Here is a 16,002-nt window from a genome sequence, read left to right as displayed (position 1 = left end):
TCGCGTCGTTGCTGTCGTTGCAGCAGAGAAACGAGATTATGAAGAAGTTTTTATCGTTTGTCAAGTCAGCGTCGTTCGTTTCAAACTTGCTTCGCTTTCTTGCCTACGACCTCTTCAGGTCTCGCCTTAGCAGCTGTCGAAACATTAGGGTTAACCCTAAGTTTTCGGCATCTGCCAAGTCCAAGACTATAGCACAATTTTTGCAGACCGTGCAACTGGCTTTTGCCTGATTTGCACCAATCCTTGCAATAACCGCTGGGCTCTCATTCCTGATCGCTTTCCGCGGCAGGCCTGCCGGGTAACCCGCCTGACCTGTTGCACTTGCTTGGCTTCGCGGCTCAAAACTGCTTGAACTGCGAAGGAGCGAGACTATAGCACAAATTTTCGGCCTGTCATGCGCAGGAAGCAAATGGCCTCTTTATTTCCGTGCCCGACCGGTGGTTCACCGCGGACTCTATATGGGGACCCTCTGGGCGGCGGTATCCGTCCTCTATATATAGGCATTGCTGCAAGCGAAGCGGCCCCGCCTCTTCCCTCCTATACAAGAAGGTAGACGGGGCCGCCCCGGAGCCTGCGGCGGATGCTCGGAGGCTACCAGCGCATGTAGTCCGCGTTGCGCAAGCGGGTCAGATCGCGCCGCAGGGTAGTTTCATTGATCAGCCAACTGGGCGCACCCACGTCTTCCAGCAGATGCGGATCCATATCCGTGGCCAGGTTGCGCAGCCGGGCTTCGCTGCGCCGCTTGCAGTAGGCGCGCCAGAGGCGCGCAAGCAAGCCTTGGTCGGGGGCTTGCGCCGTTTCCAGGACGGCGGGCTGGACCACGAGCGCCGGCTTATCGGCGCTGCGGGCGGCCCGTTGCGGCTCGGCGTACAGCCGGCCAAAAGGAGAAGAAGGCGAGGTGCAGCTTTGCGCAGACATGATGGGCTCCTTTGGTTTATCCGTTTTGGTAAGAGTATTCGCCCAATCAACCCGTGAAAATCGAATTGTTTTTGCCTTATTGGTCAGCTACGATGACCAATAGGCATTTACTCCAGGCATTCCCATGCGCATACCCCTCAATACCCTTCCCGCCTTCCGTGTCGTCGCCGAACTGCAGAACCTGCGCGCGGCGGCTGAACGCTTGCATCTGACGCACAGCGCCGTCAGCCAGCAGATCAAGGTGCTGGAAGATCAATTGGGTTTCCCGCTGTTCGAGCGCAGCGGGCGGGGCATTGTCCTGAACACCGCCGGCGCCGCCTTGCTATGCAGCGTGCAGGGAGCGATGACGCTTCTGGATGAGGGCATGCTGGCGGCCTCCGCCGCCGCAACGGGCAGCGAGCAACGCCTGCGCGTATCGGTGCTGCCCTCTTTCGCGCAGCGGTGGATGTTGCCGCGCATGTCGCGCTGGCGTGCGCGGCATCCCGACCTGGCGCTGGAGATCGAGACCTCGCAACAAGTGGTGGACCTGCTGCGGGATGGGTTTCATGCCGCGCTGCGCTTTGGCCGCGGCCCGTGGGCGGGGGTGGAATCAGAGCCGCTTTTCGACATGCCGCTGCCGCTCATTGCGCTGGCGTCGCCCGAGACGGCCGCCGCGCTGCCCGACAACTCGCCGGAAACGCTGGCGCGCCAGCCGCTGCTGGGTGAACGCGAGGTCTGGCAGCATTGGTTCAATGCGGCCGGCCTGCGCACGCCGGTCACGCCGGTGGCTTCCTTCAATGATGCGGGGATGATGCTGCAGGCGGCCGAGCAAGGACTGGGCATCACCCTGGGGCGCGAGCTGCTGGCCGCGGACGCCCTCTGCGCCGGGCGACTGGTGCAGGTGTCGCCCGTGAGCGTCCACTATGAGCAGGCGCAGACCTATCACCTCGTCTATCGGCCCAGCCTGCGGGACTGGGCGCCGCTGGTCGCGTTGAAGCAATGGCTGCGCGACGAGCTGGAGATGTCCCGGCGCAACCTGGTTACCCCGGATGAACCGCCGGACGGCGGCATGGGGCAGGAAAAAAAATAAAGCGGGCCGCCGCCGCGGCGGCAGCCCGCAGTCCGGACTAGCTCAGGCGGCTTTCCTGGCGGACGGCGGCGCGGCGCGCATGGAATCCGTTTCATTGAAGCGCTGGTGCCACGAGAACGCTTCTTCCAGCAGATGAGGCGTCTGGCCGCCGCGCTCGCACGCACGGTCGAAGTAGTCCTGCAAGGCATCGCGATACGACGGATGCACGCAATTCTGGATGACCGCTCGCGCTCGCTCACGGGGCGCCAGGCCACGCAGGTCGGCCAGGCCGCATTCGGTGACCAGCACATCCACGTCGTGCTCGGTGTGGTCCACATGGGACACCATCGGCACAACGCTGGAGATGTCGCCGTTCTTGGCCATGGATTTGGAGACGAAGATCGCCAAGTGGGCGTTGCGCGCGAAATCGCCCGATCCGCCGATGCCGTTCATCATGTGCGTGCCGCCCACGTGGGTGGAATTCACGTTGCCGTAGATGTCGAATTCCAGGGCGGTGTTGATGGCGATGATGCCCAGGCGGCGAACGATCTCGGGCGCGTTGCTGATTTCCTGCGGGCGCAGCACGATGCGCTCGCGGTAGTGCTCCATGTTGGCCAGGATCTTTTCGTACACGGGCTTGGACACCGTGATGGACGAGGCCGAGGCGAACGCGAGCTTGCCCTGGTCCAGCAACTCGATGGCGCTGTCCTGCAGCACTTCGGAGTACATGGTCAGGTTCTGGAAATCCGACGACTCGAAGCCGTGCAGCACGGCGTTGGCGATGGTGCCGATGCCGGCCTGCAGGGGCAGCAAGGCGTTGGTCAGGCGGCCCGCGTCGACTTCGCCGCGCAGGAAATCATTGATGTGGCCGGCGATGGCGTTGGTTTCCTCGTCCGGCGGCAGGGCGTTGGACGGGCTGTCGGGCTCCTGCGTGATGACGATAGCGGCAATCTTTCCAGGGGCCACCTCGATGCAGGGCTGGCCGATGCGCTGATCCGCCGACACCAGGCCGATCGGCTGCCGCGCCGGGCGGTCGCCCGGAACGTAGATGTCGTGCAGGCCTTCGATGGCGGCGGGCACGCTCATGTTCAGTTCAATGATGATCTTGTCGGCCTGCTGCGCGAAGGAGGCGGAGTTGCCCACCGACATCGTCGGCACGATGGCGCCGGTTTCGGTAATGGCGGCCGCCTCGATGATGGCCACGTTGATCGGGCCGATATGCCCGGCGCGCAGTTGTTCGACAGTTTCGGACAGATGCTGGTCAATGAAGGCGGTCTCGCCCTGGTTGATCTTGCGGCGCAGGGTCGTGTCGACCTGGAACGGCATGCGGCGCGCCAGGACGTTGGCTTGCGCCAGCATCTTGTCGGTGTCGTGGCCCAGCGATGCGCCGGTGATCAGCGTGATGGAGAGCGGCTCGCGCTCCGCGCGGGCGGCCAGCGCCGCCGGCACGGACTTACAGTCTCCGGCGCGCGTGAAACCGCTCATTCCGACGGTCATGCCGTCCTGAACCAGCAAAGCCGCCTGATCGGCGGATGTGATCTTGGCGCGCAGCCCAGGATGGCGGATACGGTCGAGATGCATGTTGTCTCCAGATTTAAGGGCCTACGGCTTGCGGCCGGGCGCGGCGATGCCGCCTTCAGCGCCCAGGCACCGTCTGACGCGGCGTTTCCCGAGGTCCCACTGCCGGCTCAGCCAGCCTTGGGACGAATTTTCGGCAGTATAGGAAGGCGGGCTCAAATCTCGTAATGACTTAAAATCATCCAAACCAGTCGTTTTTTTCATAGCTTGAATGTTTTGCGCGCACTGCGCGAGGGAGTTCCGCAGCCATGGACGTGCGCGCATTGCGGTATTTCGTGGAGACCGTCAGGCACGCCAGCTTCACGCAGGCGGCCAAGGCGCTGTTCGTCACGCAGTCCACCGTGAGCAAAATGATTCGCCAGCTTGAAGAGGAAGCGGGCACGCCCCTGCTGATCCGCGACGGCCACACCGCCCGCCCCACCGATACCGGGCGGGTGATGTACCAACGCGGCCTGCAGGTGCTGGAAACCATGCGGCAACTGTCGGAAGAACTGCGCCAGACCGCCGAGCTGGATCGCGGAGCGCTGGAAGTTGGCATCCCGCCCATGATCAACCTGCTGTTCACGCCGGTCGTGAAGCGTTTTCGCGAACTGCATCCCGGCATCCACCTGACCCTGCGCGAAGGCACGGGCCAGGCCGTGGAGGGCCTCGTCGCCAGCGGCGAACTGGAGGTGGGCGCGACCGTCCTGCCCATCGCGCCCGACGGCGGACTCGCCGCCCAGCCGTTCGGCAGCTATCCCATCTGGGTGATCGGGCCGCCCGATGCGCCCTGGGCCGGAAAGACCTCGCTGCCGCTCAATGCCCTGCGCGACGCGCGGCTGCTGATTCCCACGGACGACTTTGCCGTCACGCGCCGCCTGCGCCAGGCCTTCGCCGAAGCGGGCTTTCAGCCGGGCATCGCGGCGCAGAGCGCGCATTGGGACTTCCTGGTGGCGATGGCCTCGGCCGGGCTGGGCGTGGCCTTGCTGCCCGAGCCGCTGATGCAGCGCATGAAGACGCGCGGCCTGAGCACGGCGAAGCTGGCCAAATCGGGCATGCAATGGGAGGTCGGCCATATCTGGCTGCAATCGGGCTACCTGTCCTTTGCCGCCCGCGCCTGGCTGGACGTGTGCGACGCGGTGCTGGGCAAACCGAAGATAGCGGCCCCCCGCCGCCCGATCCGCTAGCCCGAATTGAATCCAAACGTTCGCCACGTAAACTTGGGTTGCGGCCGGCCCCTCCTCGGGCGGGCCCGCGGCGCTTGCGGCCAGACCCGGCCCCGTTTTTATCTCCTGCCTGTCCCTGCCTCGCCGCCGATCCGGGCGCGCTGAAAACCGGGGACGCAATACCAGTTTTTGTTGCAACGGGCCGCCCGGCGGCTTGCTATGCTGCCGCCTCGACGCGAGTGACTCGCACAAGAACATGAACCTGACAACGCACCCTTTGCTTTCACGCGCCCGCCGCGTCCGCCCCCCCTCTTTCGCGGCGCTGCTGGCGGCATTGCTGCTGGCGTTCTGCCTGATGCCCGCCTTCGCGGCGCCGCCCAGTCCGCCACCCGACGTCGAGACGGTGCTGGCCGCCGCGCGCAAGCAGATCGACGACATCCGCAAGCGGGTCGCCGACGAGACCGATGACGCCACGCTGGTCAAGCAGCGCGGCGAGGCGCTGGACATCCAGTCCAAGGCCGACGCGGCGACCGAAGCCCTCGTTCCTCAGTTGGCCAGCGTGACCGCCCGGCTGAGCGAGCTGGGCACGCCCCCCGACGGCGCCAAGGAAGCGCCCGACGTGGCGGCGCAGCGCGCGCAGCTTGAGAAAAACAGCCGCGCGCTGGACGCCCAGCTCAAGCTGGCGCGGCTGCTGTCCGTCGACGCCGGGCAAACGGCGGAGCAGATCTCCGGGCAACGGCGCACGCAGTTCCAGGCGCGCCTGGGCGAACGGCGCGACTCCTTCCTGTCCGGCCAGTTCTGGACCGAATTCCGCCAAGAATTCCCGCGCGACCTGCAGCGCCTGGAAGACTTGCGCGACGACTTGTCGACCGCCCTCGGACAGACGCCCAAATGGGGCTGGCTGCTGCTGACGGCCGCGGCCGCGCTGGCGATCGCGCTGCGCGTATGGATCGGCCGGTATCTGCTGCAGCTCACGGCCACGCGCGTGCCGCCGGGCCGCCTGCGCCGCTCCTTCCTGGCCGTCACGCTCGTGATCCTGTCGGTCGCCACGCCCGGCGTGATCGCCCTGTTGATTCAAACGGGCCTGGACTGGAAATCGCAGCTGTCCGACAGCACGTCTTCGCTCTTGGCGAACCTGGTGGCGACGGTCTGTTTCGGCGGCTATGTGTCCGGGCTGGGCTATGCGCTCCTGTCCACGAACCGTCCGTCGTGGCGGCTTCCGTCGGTGAGCGACGTCGTGGCGAACCGGCTGCGCTGGCTGCCCGGCGTGCTGGGCGTGCTGGTGGTGATGATCTGGCTGGCCGAACGGCTGCCCGTGCTGCTCAACGCCAGCCTGACGACGACGATCACGCTGACGGGCATCGTCGCCGTGCTCACCATGGCGATGCTGGGCGCCGTCCTGGCCATCGGCCGCAGGCTGCGGCGCCTGGCCCTGGAGGAAAGCGACACGCCGATTCCGCTCTGGGCGTCCCTGCTGGTGGCCGCCGTCTGGACCGTGCTGATCGTAAGCCTTGCCAGCCTCCTGGCCGGCTACGTGGCGTTCGGCAGCTTCCTGGTCAAGCAGGTGCTGTGGATGCTGATCGTGCTTGCGTCGGCGTATCTGGCCTCGACCTTGATCGAAGACGGATTCAGCACCTTGCTGGGCACGTCGCACCGCGACACCGGCGAAGGCGAAGGTCCCAGCATGCGCGACCAGGCGGCGGTGCTGCTGTCCGGCATGGGACGCGTGGCGATAGGACTGCTGGCCATTACGCTCTTGCTGGCCCCCTTCGGCGAAGCGCCGACGGACCTGCTGCAGCGCTTTGACCAGTTGCGCAAGGGATTGGCCATCGGCGAGGCCCAGATCCGGCCCGGCGCGGTGCTGCAGGCGCTGCTGGTGCTGGCCCTTTCGCTGCTGGGCGTCAAGATGCTCAAGCGCTGGCTGTCCAACCGCTACCTGCCCACCACGGAGCTGGACCCGGGCATGCAGTTGTCGGCCGCCACCCTGTTCGGCTATGCCGGCGTTGTCTTGGCGGTGGGTTTGTCGCTGTCCGCCGCGGGCATCGGCCTGGAGCGGGTGGCGTGGATTGCCAGCGCGCTGTCGGTGGGTATCGGCTTTGGCTTGCAGGCGGTGGTGCAGAACTTCGTGTCGGGCCTGATCCTGCTGGCCGAACGGCCAGTCAAGGTGGGCGACTGGGTGTCCCTGGGCGGCGTCGAAGGCGACATCCTGCGCATCAACGTGCGCGCGACCGAAATCCAGATGGGCGACCGTTCCACTGTGATTGTCCCGAACTCGGAGTTCGTGACGAAAACGGTGCGCAACGTCACGCGGTCGAATCCGCTTGGCCTGGTGCAGATCAAGCTGCCCATGCCGCTGTCAACCGACGCCGAACAGGTGCGCGAGTTGATTCTGCAAGCCTTTGCGGATCATGAAGGCGTGCTGGACGCGCCCGCGCCCGATGTTTTCCTGGACGGCATCGACGCCGGCCATCTGATCTTCAACGCCAAGGGCTACGTGTCCTCGCCCCGCGCGGCGTACGGCGTGCGCAGCGCCCTGCTCTTCACCGTGCTCAAGCGCCTGCACGACGCCGGGCTGGAGGTGTCGTCGCCTCCCACGATGCTGCTGGCCTCCGCGCCGCTGCAGGAACAGGCGGCCGCGCCCGTCGCGGTCCCGCCGCCCGCCACGTCCTAGCCGCCCCGCGCAGTCTTGGCCGGCGCTCATGTCCCGCCTCAGCCAGGCGAATACAGGTCGGCGAACTGCTGGCGCTCCAGCCGCGGATTGCGCAGCGGCGGCGCGCCCAGCGCGGCGCTGCGGGCGGACTGCACCGGATAGCCCTGCACGACCGGCGCCTGAGGCTGCGCGGGCGTGGTCCGCACGGTCTGCACGGGCGTGGGCGTCGCGACCTGGGCCACCGCCCCGCTGTCGAAGCGGTGGTCGGCCGTCGTCAAGGCGGGATTGGTGCACAGTCCTTGCGCCACCAGCGCCGCCTTGGTGCGGTCATCGGTCTGGCACAGGATATCGATGGCCGCCGTCTCCAGCCGGCGGGAACGGTCGGCATCCTTGGTGGAAGCCGCTGCCTGCATCGTGCGTTCGAAGTTGCGGCGCAGGCTGCATTTCTGATCCTCTATCGGGATCGCGACATTCATGCCGAAGCCCACCACCGAGCCGCCGCCGCCCGCCGACACCATGCAGCTGTCCGACGAGAACGAGCCGTAGAAGCTCTGTCCGCCCACGGGCGGCACGGTGCGCACGGTGCTGGACCCGCTATTGCTGGAATTGAAAGTGATGCCCTGGTTGTTGCCCGCATTGGTCGACCCGGACGATGCCGACGTCGTGGAACTGGAGGTGCTGGTCTGCGCCCCGGCCGAGAACGCCGCCAGCGACAAGGAAATGGCAAGAACAATGGTTTTCATGATGTCCCCTCGCCCGGACGGCCGAAGCCGTCCGGATAATTGGGTCAGCGATTGAACCCGACGACATGGCCCACCGAGCCTATGCCGTGTATCGACCCGAAAGCGCCGACGTTTCCTGCGTGGAAGGTCCCGGTGGCGGTCGCGTTGGTTTCCGTCTGGCCGAACGTCGCGCCGCCGTTGGCGATGCTGTCGCCGACCATGATGGGCGCGTTGCCCGTGACATTGCCGTAGGACTCGCTATTGGCGTACTGGCGCGTGCTGGTGACGACCTGCGTGCCGTCGTGGCTGAACGTGCCGCCGACTTCCGCGATGCCGCCCGTGCTGCCGAACGACGTCTGGCTGGAGGAGCCGTAGCCGTTGACCTGCGTGGCCACCACGGAACTGCCGGTGGAGATGGATGACGCGGTGCCGTGGATGGTGCCGGCATGGCCGGTCACCGAGGCGCCGATCTGGCCGGGGCCGGTGGCGTATGCCGATACGGCGAACAATGACAACGCGGCGACTGCTGCGAGCTTTTTCATTTGAGCTCCTCCTGATCCGTTTGCGCGGATGCACAGGTGCCGGTGGCCGACCGGCGCGGACCGTTACTTCCCATGGACTGCTCCCAGGCTCGGGATAGTGGCGTGGGACTTTTGTATTGGTACGGAATGATTGCGCCGTCCTAGGCATGTCGATATCGGTTAAACGGGCGACCGGGTCTTTGTGGACGATGCCGGGACGCCACGCATGAACCGGAATAGACGGGCTGGCGGCATCCCGCCCATGCGTATGGACGATGAGAAAAGCGCGAGAGCCGGGACTCTTGCGGAAATACTCAGCTCTATGGATGGGACGGCGCGCGTTCAGCTCACGCAAGTCGCCTAGCGCGCACGATGGTGCGCGCTGCGCCGATGGCCTTTCGGTTCATGGCCGGCAGGCGTGGGCACAAAGGCTCAGCCCCGTACCCGGGCGACGCTGCAGAGCCGCGCCGATTCCTTGCGGGCCAGCAGCAGATCGCCGGCCACCAGGATGAGCAGGAACCCGCAAGCCGCCAGGTCCAGGTCGGCCAGCACGCGGTGGCTGGCCAGAAGCGCGATGCCCGTGGCGCCCGCCAGATAGCCGGGCCAGGCAGGCGGCAGCCCCCGGCCGGCGGCCGGGGCGGGCCGCGCCAGGCACAGCCAGGCCATGAGCGGCAGGCTGAGCATCGACAGGGGTATGTAGACGGCGATGGCCGGCAGCAGCACGGCGACGCTGAATTTCGTATGCAGGGACAAGGCCATCACGGCGATGGCGCCGACGCCGACGTACCAAAGCAGGCGAACGGCAATGAGACGAGTCAAGGTGACGGCTCGGTAATTCATCGGACACGCTGAAAATGGAATTTTCAGCCATACTACTCCGGCCGGCCAGGCCCCACCTGGCCCCATTTATTCGGAGACCTAGCCATGATTCAGGAGATTGCCAGCATCCTTGTCCGCGAAGGGCAGGAAGCGCTGTTCGAGGCAGGCGTCGCGCAAGCGAAGCCGCTTTTCCTGCGCGCGCGCGGATGCCACGGCATGGAGCTGTACCGCAGCATCGAGCAGCCGCAGCGCTATACGCTGGTCGTGGACTGGGAAACCGTGGAAAACCACATGGTCGATTTCCGCGAATCCGCCGACTTCCAGGAGTGGCGCAAACTCGTGGCGGGCTTCTTCGTCGAACCGCCGCTGGTGCATCACGAACAGAAAGTGGTCTGACGCCTGCGGCCCCCGGGCCTAGGCCTCGTCCGGCGGATCGTTGTACTTGCGCGCGCTGCTGCGAAAACGATCGGCCGGATACGTCCGCGCATTCTTGACCATCTTGCCCGACACCGCTTCGGCGATGTCGATGCCGAGCTGGTCCGCCAGCGCCACCAGATACATCTGCACGTCCGCGATCTCGTCGGCCGCGTCCGCCAGCCGTTCGGCGGAAAGCCTGCGCGAGTCGTCCTCGCTCAGCCACTGGAACAGGGCCACCAGCTCGCCCGCTTCGCCCGCCAGGGCCATCGCCAGGTTCTTGGGCGAATGAAACTGCTGCCACTCCCGTTCCGCCGTGAACTGGCGCACGGCGAGCCTGATCTGTTCCAGGTCGGACATCGAAGCTCCTAGATCGGCGGCGCGTCAGGCCGCATCATGCCGCGGCCAGGCGCGAACTGGCCGCCAGCGCCACGGCGACGGTGGTCCGCACGTCGGCGAGCGCCCGGTGGGTGGGCTGGGACGCGCCCACGTGGCGCGCCAGGATATCCAGCTTGTGCGAGGGCAACTCGGGCCAGGCGCGCCGCGCCAGCGCCAGCGTGCAATGGGTGGCGTTGCCGAACGGCAGGCCGGTCTGATCGGCCGCCGCGGTCAGGAAGCGCCGGTCGAAAGAGGCATTGTGAAAAAACACGGGCAGGTCTTCCACGAAATCCAGGAACGAGGAAAACGCCTGCACGACCGGCACGCCATGGCGGTCGACCTCCGCCTGCGTGATGCCGGTAAGCCGGGAGATAAAGGAAGGAACCGGACCGCGCGTGCGCACGACCTGCGTGTACTCCCTTTCCAGCGCGCCGGCGGCGCCCACCCGGACGGCGGCGAACTCCAGGATTTCGCAGCTTGCGGTGGACAGTCCGGTGGTTTCCAGGTCGGCCACGATGAAGGGGCCGCGCAGCGCCTGCAGCGCCTCGGCCAGGGCGGCCTGGGTGCGCGCCGCCGCGGGCCGGGCGGGGGGTGCGCCGCTGGCGCGCGGGCGCCGGTAGAAGTACGTCACGTCCTTACTCCGCCGCCTGCAGGGGCGCGAAGCGGGGCGAGCCGTCGGCAAGCTGCCCGAAGAACAGCGTGGCCGGGCGCACCCACAGGCCGCGCGCGTGGGGCCACAAGTGTTCGTACACCACCATGGACTCCTCCGTTTCGGAGTGGCGGGCGGTGCCCACATAGCGGTAGAGGCCGCCCTTGTAATGGCGGTGCGAGGCAAGAGCCAGGGCTTCGGATTCGGTCATGGACGGTGGCCGCAAATGGCGCGGCCCGGGCGGGAAGGTTCCTGCCGGGGCCTGGGGGTTCGGAGAATTCCGTCTTTATAGCGCACTCGGGACGGCGCCTGCCCGCGCCGCCCCTTGCGGTGTTTCAGTAGCGCGCGTATTCCAGCGCCGGCTTGGGCGGCATGGGCGTGTTGGCGGCCGGCCTGGCGCGGACGGCGGGCGCCACGGGCTTGACCATCGCAACCGGTCGCGCGCCAGCCTTGTCGTGCGCGGCGCGCAGCGTCTCGGCCGCCTCGGCGGTCATCTGGGTGATGTCCTCGGTGACATCGCCCAGCTTGACCGACTGCGCCAGCGACACCTCCACGACTTCGGCCATGATCTCGGTCACCCGCCGCGACGAGGCCACGATGCCTTCCATGGTGGTCCCCGCGGACTGGACCTGGGCCGCTCCGTTTTCGATCTGTTCGACCGAGGTGGTGATGAGGCCCTTGATTTCCTTGGCGGCGGCGGCGCTGTTCTGAGCCAGGCTGCGGACCTCGGCCGCCACGACGGCAAACCCCTTGCCGTGCGCGCCGGCGCGCGCCGCCTCGACCGCGGCGTTGAGCGCGAGGATGTTGGTCTGGAACGCAACGCCGTCCATCACGCCGATGATCTCGGAAATCCGGCGCGAGCTTTCCGTGATGGCGCCCATGGTCCGGACCACCTGCTGCACCGTCTTGCCGCCCTGTTCCGCGACGCTGCTCGCGTCCCGCGCCAGGGCGTTGGCCTGGCCGGCGCGTTCGGCGTTTTCGGTCAGTCCCTGCACGGCGACCCGCAGCGTCTGGGCCGCGGTGAAGCGCCGGGTGATGTCGGTGGCGTACTTCACGACCTTGAACGGCCGGCCATCGGCATCGAAGATGGGGTTGTAGCTGGCCTCGATCCAGACCTCGCGGCCGTCCTTGCCCAAGCGCAGATACTGGCCCGTGTCGTGTTCGCCGTTGCGCAGCTTGCGCCAGAATTCCTTGTACGCCGCGCCGCGGGCCTCGTCCGGCAGCACGAACATGCTGTGATGGCGCCCCAGCACTTCGTCGGCGCGATAGCCGACGGCGTTCAGGAACAGGTCGTTGGCGCGGATGATGGTGCCGTCCAGCTCGAACTCGATAATGGCCTGCACCTTGGAAATCGCCGCCAGCTGCCCTTGGGAGTCCGCCTGGCGATGCTGCTGCTCGGTGATGTCGGTTGCATACTTGACCACCTTTATCGGCTGGCCGCGCTTGTCGAAGATGGGGTTGTAGGAGGCTTGCAGCCAGACGTCGGCGCCATTCTTGCGGATCCGGCGATAACGGCCGGAGTCGTGCGCGCCCTGCCCCAGCTTTCGCCAGAACTCCGCGTAGGCGGCCGACCCGCGCTCGGCGGGATCGATGAACATGCGGTGGTGCTGGCCCAGAATCTCGTCCAGGCCATATCCCATGGTGTCCAGGAAATTCTGGTTGGCCATCAGGATGTGGCCTTCAAGATCGAATTCGATGACCGCCTGGGATTTATGGATGGCCGCGATCTGGCCGTTCAGATCCGCCTGCCGCAAGGCGCGGTCTCCGCCGAACAGGCGGCCGAGATTGAACCAATGCATGATGAGCTCCTGCCAAAGATGGGACGAGAGTGCTGACAACGATAAAAGAGGAGTATCTGAAGCAGTACTACCTGGCGCGTCCCAAAAAAGGCAGAGCACGCCGCGCCGCGTGCACCGCTACCTGTGTAGTCCGTCATCACTGGGGTAACGGCAGTTCCAGACCAAAATGAATCAGCCAGAGAATGTATCTAGGCGAAACTATTTAATCCTAAAAATGAACACCTCTCAACCTATTCCGCATGCGCCCGGCCAAAATGCGAGGCCCGTCGCCGTACGCTCACGCGGGTAAACCCCGTGATCTAGGCGGCATCGAGTTCGCGGTATTGCCGGAAGATATCTTCGCCGAACGGCAGGCGCCTGCCGCTTGAAAAATACGGCTGCAGCGCCGGCAGCTTCGTCACGCGCTCATGCAGCGCAAACACGTTCGGAAAATGCGCGGCCACCGTGCCCATCCGCTTGGGAAAGGCGTAGAGCAGCCCGTCGACCAGGTGAAACAGCGACAGGTCCACATAAGTCCAGTCCTCGCCGCCGGCCAGCCAGGCCTCGGGCCCGCCCAGCACGCGTTCGAAATAGTCCAGGAACTTCGGGATGCGCTCCTCGCGGAAGACGCGGGCGCGGCGCGCGGCCTCTTCTTTCTGGTCTTCGTAGTATTCGCTGGCGGAAATGGGGTGATGGGTGTCGTGCGCCTCGGCCACCATGTCCGCGATGGTGAGCTGCAGCTGGTTCACCCACAAGCGGCCTTCCAGCGACTCCGGCGCCAGGCCGTGCTTTTCGCCGAGGAACAGCAGGATATTGGCGGTCTGCCCCAGCGTCATTTTCCCCGCCACCAGATAAGGCGGAGCGAAAGGCGGATGCGGGCGCTCGGCCTGCATGTCCTTGATCAGCGTGTTTTCGTCGGCGCCGGGCTCGCGCGCCCGCTCCCGATACGGAATGCCGCCCGCTTCCAGCGCCAGGCGCACGAATTCCCCGCGCCCCGGAATCCCGTTCCAATACCAAAGGTCGTAAGTCATGCGGTCTCCTTCCGATTGGCGAAGGCTGGAGCCCGCGCGGCGCTTCCCGTCGCGCCGCCAGGCCCCTAGACAGCAAATACGCTGATGTCGCCTTCTTGCTCCTCGGCCTGCTGGCCGTGGGCCTGTTGATATTGCCGGGGGGATAGTCCGAAATGCGCCCGGAAATCCCGCGAAAAATGCGCCCCGTCCGCAAAGCCGCAGTCCAGCGCGATCTGCGTGATGCTGCACGGGTTGTTCAGCAGCAGCCAGCTGCCGTATTCCAGCCGCAACTGGCGCTGAAACGCCATGGGCGACATGCCGGTGGCAAGCCGGAAGGCGCGTTCGAGCTGCCTGCGCCCCACGCCCACGTATCGCGCGATGGCATCGAGCGGCGGCGGATTGTCGATGCGCTGCTCGATGAAATGCGCGGCCTGCCGGACGCGCAGGTCCTGGATGCCGGACAGGTCGGTGCGGAAATGCGCCTGCGGCACCCGGCCCGGGCGCACGCCCTGGAGCATCATGTGCCGCATCGCCTGTTGCGCCTTGTCGCGCCCGCAATGCCGGGCCACCAGGTACAGGCCCAGGTCGATCGCCGCCGTGGAGCCCGCGCAGGAGATCAGGTCGCCCTCGTCCACGAACAGGCGGTCGACGACGGCGCGGGTTTGCGGAAAGCGCTCGCGGAACGTGTCCAGCACGTTCCAGTGCACGCAGACGGTGCGTGGCCCGACCACGCCGGCCTGCGCCAGCGCGAACGTGCCCGTGCAGATGCCCAGCAGCCGCACGCGCTGCGCGGCGGCCCGGCGCAGCCAGTCGCGCAACGGCTCGGGCATGCGGCCGGAGATGTAGTCATTGCCGCCGCACACCGCCACGTAGTCGAACTGCGTAGGGTCATCGGGCAGGCTGTCGGCGACGTCGATCGTCAGGCCCGCGCTGGAGCAGCGCGGCTTGCCGTCCCAGCTCATTACCCGCCACGCGGTATGGATCTGCCGGCTGCGTCCGCCGTGGTCGCCGGCCAGCCGCAACACGTCCACCAGACCGGCGAAGGCGGCCAGGGTGAACTGGTCCAGCAGCACGATGCCGACGGTCAGCGCGGGTTTTCCCCGAGGCTGACCATCGCCGTCGTCCTCATAGGGGACGGGCGGGAATTCGGCGGGCGGCGCGGTGTTCATGACGCAATTATTCAAGTTTTTGTCCCGCGCCTTCAAGCTCGTTTTCCCGGGGATCGCCCAAGATGCAGATGTGCACCGGCTCGCGGCGCCTATCTGGGGCCGACGGACCAGGGCCGACAAATCGACAAGGGGAATCCGACATGGCAACACTGACCCGCAGCGCCCTGAGCGCCGCCTTGCTGGGAGCCGGACTGCTGCTGTCCGCCCAGGCGCAGGCGCAGCAACAGAAGATCACCGTGGCCTGGTATGGCGGCAACTGGGGCGACGCGTTCCGCGCCTGCGTCGCCGAGCCCTACACCAAGGCCACCGGCGTGACCGTCGTGCCGGAAGTCGGCACGTCCACCACCACGCTGGCCAAGCTTCAGCAGCAGAAGAACGCGCCCACCATCGACGTCGCGTGGATGGACGGCGGGATCAGCGAACTGGCCGCGCAGGCCGGCGTGCTGGACACGCTGGACCCCGGCGCCATTCCCAACCTGAAAAACGTCATCGACCAGGCCGTCTACAAGGACGGCGGCTCAACCTACGCGGTCAGCACCGGCTACTACTCGCTGGGCATCGCGTACAACACCAAGGAAGTAACGCAGGCGCCCACCAGCTGGAAGGACCTGTGGAAGCCCGAATACGCGGGCGCCGTGGCCGTGCCGTCGCCGGCGAACTCGTCCGGCGTGCCGTTCGTGTTCTTCCTGGCGCGGGTATGGGCCATCGACCCGTCCAACCTGGCGCCGCTGTACGCCAAGCTGGCGGCCCTGGACACCGCGCTGTTCTTCGACAGCTCGGGCGCGGCCACCAATGCCTACCAGAGCGGCGAAGCCATCATCGGCGCGCACTTCAACGTGGGCGCGTGGGACCTGATCGACAAGGGGCTGCCCATCGGCTTCGCCGTGCCCAAGGAAGGCGCATGGGCCACGGACGCCCGCCTGCATCTGGTCAAGAACGCGCCGAACCGGGCCGCCGCCCAGAAGTTCATCGACACCGCGCTGACGCCCGACGCCGCCGCCTGCCTGGCCACGCGCCTGTACCTGGGCCCCGCGGTCAAGGATGTGCAGGTGTCCAAGGAAGTCGCGCGCAAGCTGCCCTGGGGCGCCGAAGGCTCGGTGAAGAGCCTGAGCCTCTTCGACTGGAACCTCATCAACAGCCGCCGCGCCGAAGTCACCGACGCGTGGAACCGCCAGGTCGCCCGCAAGAACTAGGCCGGGGTCG

The 16,002-nt window shown here is 66.5% G+C and carries 16 protein-coding genes; 5 read left to right on the top strand and 11 right to left on the bottom strand.

All coding sequences use genetic code 11. From position 1 onward, the window contains the following. Positions 1–591 precede the first annotated feature (591 nt). Positions 592–918: a hypothetical protein gene (locus tag ACFWP0_RS27410; protein WP_377847611.1), complete on the bottom strand. Its 327-nt coding sequence runs from the start codon at positions 916–918 to the stop codon at positions 592–594. 124 nt (positions 919–1,042) lie between these two features. Here ACFWP0_RS27410 and ACFWP0_RS27405 point away from each other — a divergent pair, with 124 nt between their 5' ends. Next, positions 1,043–1,987 (top strand): LysR substrate-binding domain-containing protein, encoded by a 945-nt coding sequence (locus tag ACFWP0_RS27405; RefSeq protein WP_377847609.1) that lies wholly within the window; start codon positions 1,043–1,045, stop codon positions 1,985–1,987. Between the two features lie 42 nt (positions 1,988–2,029). On the opposite strand, the gene ACFWP0_RS27400 is transcribed toward ACFWP0_RS27405, so the two are convergent. After that, positions 2,030–3,547, bottom strand: coding sequence for an acetyl-CoA hydrolase/transferase family protein (locus ACFWP0_RS27400; protein WP_377847608.1), 1,518 nt, complete (start codon positions 3,545–3,547; stop codon positions 2,030–2,032). 245 nt (positions 3,548–3,792) lie between these two features. On the opposite strand from ACFWP0_RS27400, the gene ACFWP0_RS27395 reads away from it, so the two are divergent. After that, the gene (locus tag ACFWP0_RS27395; protein ID WP_377847606.1) at positions 3,793–4,710 is read left to right on the top strand and encodes a LysR family transcriptional regulator; all 918 of its coding nucleotides are present in this window, start codon (positions 3,793–3,795) and stop codon (positions 4,708–4,710) included. Between the two features lie 235 nt (positions 4,711–4,945). Next, positions 4,946–7,360, top strand: a complete 2,415-nt coding sequence (locus ACFWP0_RS27390) for a DUF3772 domain-containing protein (protein ID WP_377847604.1) — start codon at positions 4,946–4,948, stop codon at positions 7,358–7,360. Between the two features lie 38 nt (positions 7,361–7,398). Here the strand turns inward: ACFWP0_RS27390 and ACFWP0_RS27385 are convergent, their stop codons facing one another. From ACFWP0_RS27385 to ACFWP0_RS27375, 3 genes are all read right to left on the bottom strand, one after another. Then, positions 7,399–8,082 (bottom strand): hypothetical protein, encoded by a 684-nt coding sequence (locus ACFWP0_RS27385; protein ID WP_377847602.1) that lies wholly within the window; start codon positions 8,080–8,082, stop codon positions 7,399–7,401. Positions 8,083–8,126: 44 nt separating this feature from the next. After that, positions 8,127–8,603: a hypothetical protein gene (locus ACFWP0_RS27380; protein WP_377847599.1), complete on the bottom strand. Its 477-nt coding sequence runs from the start codon at positions 8,601–8,603 to the stop codon at positions 8,127–8,129. 411 nt (positions 8,604–9,014) lie between these two features. Beyond that, positions 9,015–9,401, bottom strand: coding sequence for a hypothetical protein (locus ACFWP0_RS27375; protein ID WP_377847597.1), 387 nt, complete (start codon positions 9,399–9,401; stop codon positions 9,015–9,017). Between the two features lie 105 nt (positions 9,402–9,506). Here ACFWP0_RS27375 and ACFWP0_RS27370 point away from each other — a divergent pair, with 105 nt between their 5' ends. Next, the gene (locus ACFWP0_RS27370) at positions 9,507–9,797 is read left to right on the top strand and encodes an antibiotic biosynthesis monooxygenase family protein (protein WP_377847595.1); all 291 of its coding nucleotides are present in this window, start codon (positions 9,507–9,509) and stop codon (positions 9,795–9,797) included. Between the two features lie 18 nt (positions 9,798–9,815). On the opposite strand, the gene ACFWP0_RS27365 is transcribed toward ACFWP0_RS27370, so the two are convergent. From ACFWP0_RS27365 to ACFWP0_RS27340, 6 genes are all read right to left on the bottom strand, one after another. After that, positions 9,816–10,175, bottom strand: coding sequence for a nucleotide pyrophosphohydrolase (locus tag ACFWP0_RS27365; RefSeq protein WP_377847593.1), 360 nt, complete (start codon positions 10,173–10,175; stop codon positions 9,816–9,818). Positions 10,176–10,209: 34 nt separating this feature from the next. Beyond that, on the bottom strand, positions 10,210–10,746 hold the full coding sequence (locus tag ACFWP0_RS27360) for a PolC-type DNA polymerase III (protein ID WP_377847613.1): 537 nt from the start codon (positions 10,744–10,746) through the stop codon (positions 10,210–10,212). Between the two features lie 82 nt (positions 10,747–10,828). Further along, on the bottom strand, positions 10,829–11,053 hold the full coding sequence (locus ACFWP0_RS27355; RefSeq protein ID WP_377847591.1) for a DUF1653 domain-containing protein: 225 nt from the start codon (positions 11,051–11,053) through the stop codon (positions 10,829–10,831). Positions 11,054–11,177: 124 nt separating this feature from the next. Beyond that, positions 11,178–12,641, bottom strand: a complete 1,464-nt coding sequence (locus tag ACFWP0_RS27350) for a methyl-accepting chemotaxis protein (protein WP_377847589.1) — start codon at positions 12,639–12,641, stop codon at positions 11,178–11,180. 299 nt (positions 12,642–12,940) lie between these two features. Next, positions 12,941–13,651, bottom strand: coding sequence for a glutathione S-transferase (locus ACFWP0_RS27345; protein ID WP_377847587.1), 711 nt, complete (start codon positions 13,649–13,651; stop codon positions 12,941–12,943). 65 nt (positions 13,652–13,716) lie between these two features. After that, entirely contained in the window at positions 13,717–14,799 is a 1,083-nt protein-coding gene (locus tag ACFWP0_RS27340) for a GlxA family transcriptional regulator (RefSeq protein ID WP_377847585.1), read from the bottom strand. A 140-nt stretch (positions 14,800–14,939) separates the two neighbouring features. On the opposite strand from ACFWP0_RS27340, the gene ACFWP0_RS27335 reads away from it, so the two are divergent. Then, positions 14,940–15,992, top strand: a complete 1,053-nt coding sequence (locus ACFWP0_RS27335) for an ABC transporter substrate-binding protein (RefSeq protein WP_377847583.1) — start codon at positions 14,940–14,942, stop codon at positions 15,990–15,992. Positions 15,993–16,002 lie beyond the last annotated feature (10 nt).

Source organism: Achromobacter sp. NPDC058515 (assembly GCF_042721735.1).
In the GTDB taxonomy this organism is placed as follows: domain Bacteria; phylum Pseudomonadota; class Gammaproteobacteria; order Burkholderiales; family Burkholderiaceae_B; genus Achromobacter.
This window is presented reverse-complemented; position numbering and strand designations above follow the sequence as displayed.

Excerpts from the sequence above, each read along its gene's own strand:
- ACFWP0_RS27395 (WP_377847606.1), top strand. The coding sequence starts at position 3,793 with ATGGACGTGCGCGCATTGCGGTATTTCGTGGAGACCGTCAGGCACGCC.
- ACFWP0_RS27350 (WP_377847589.1), bottom strand. The coding sequence starts at position 12,641 with ATGCATTGGTTCAATCTCGGCCGCCTGTTCGGCGGAGACCGCGCCTTG.
- ACFWP0_RS27335 (WP_377847583.1), top strand. The coding sequence starts at position 14,940 with ATGGCAACACTGACCCGCAGCGCCCTGAGCGCCGCCTTGCTGGGAGCC.
- ACFWP0_RS27410 (WP_377847611.1), bottom strand. The coding sequence starts at position 918 with ATGTCTGCGCAAAGCTGCACCTCGCCTTCTTCTCCTTTTGGCCGGCTG.
- ACFWP0_RS27355 (WP_377847591.1), bottom strand. The coding sequence starts at position 11,053 with ATGACCGAATCCGAAGCCCTGGCTCTTGCCTCGCACCGCCATTACAAG.
- ACFWP0_RS27340 (WP_377847585.1), bottom strand. The coding sequence starts at position 14,799 with ATGAACACCGCGCCGCCCGCCGAATTCCCGCCCGTCCCCTATGAGGAC.
- ACFWP0_RS27345 (WP_377847587.1), bottom strand. The coding sequence starts at position 13,651 with ATGACTTACGACCTTTGGTATTGGAACGGGATTCCGGGGCGCGGGGAA.
- ACFWP0_RS27385 (WP_377847602.1), bottom strand. The coding sequence starts at position 8,082 with ATGAAAACCATTGTTCTTGCCATTTCCTTGTCGCTGGCGGCGTTCTCG.
- ACFWP0_RS27405 (WP_377847609.1), top strand. The coding sequence starts at position 1,043 with ATGCGCATACCCCTCAATACCCTTCCCGCCTTCCGTGTCGTCGCCGAA.
- ACFWP0_RS27390 (WP_377847604.1), top strand. The coding sequence starts at position 4,946 with ATGAACCTGACAACGCACCCTTTGCTTTCACGCGCCCGCCGCGTCCGC.
- ACFWP0_RS27400 (WP_377847608.1), bottom strand. The coding sequence starts at position 3,547 with ATGCATCTCGACCGTATCCGCCATCCTGGGCTGCGCGCCAAGATCACA.
- ACFWP0_RS27370 (WP_377847595.1), top strand. The coding sequence starts at position 9,507 with ATGATTCAGGAGATTGCCAGCATCCTTGTCCGCGAAGGGCAGGAAGCG.
- ACFWP0_RS27380 (WP_377847599.1), bottom strand. The coding sequence starts at position 8,603 with ATGAAAAAGCTCGCAGCAGTCGCCGCGTTGTCATTGTTCGCCGTATCG.
- ACFWP0_RS27365 (WP_377847593.1), bottom strand. The coding sequence starts at position 10,175 with ATGTCCGACCTGGAACAGATCAGGCTCGCCGTGCGCCAGTTCACGGCG.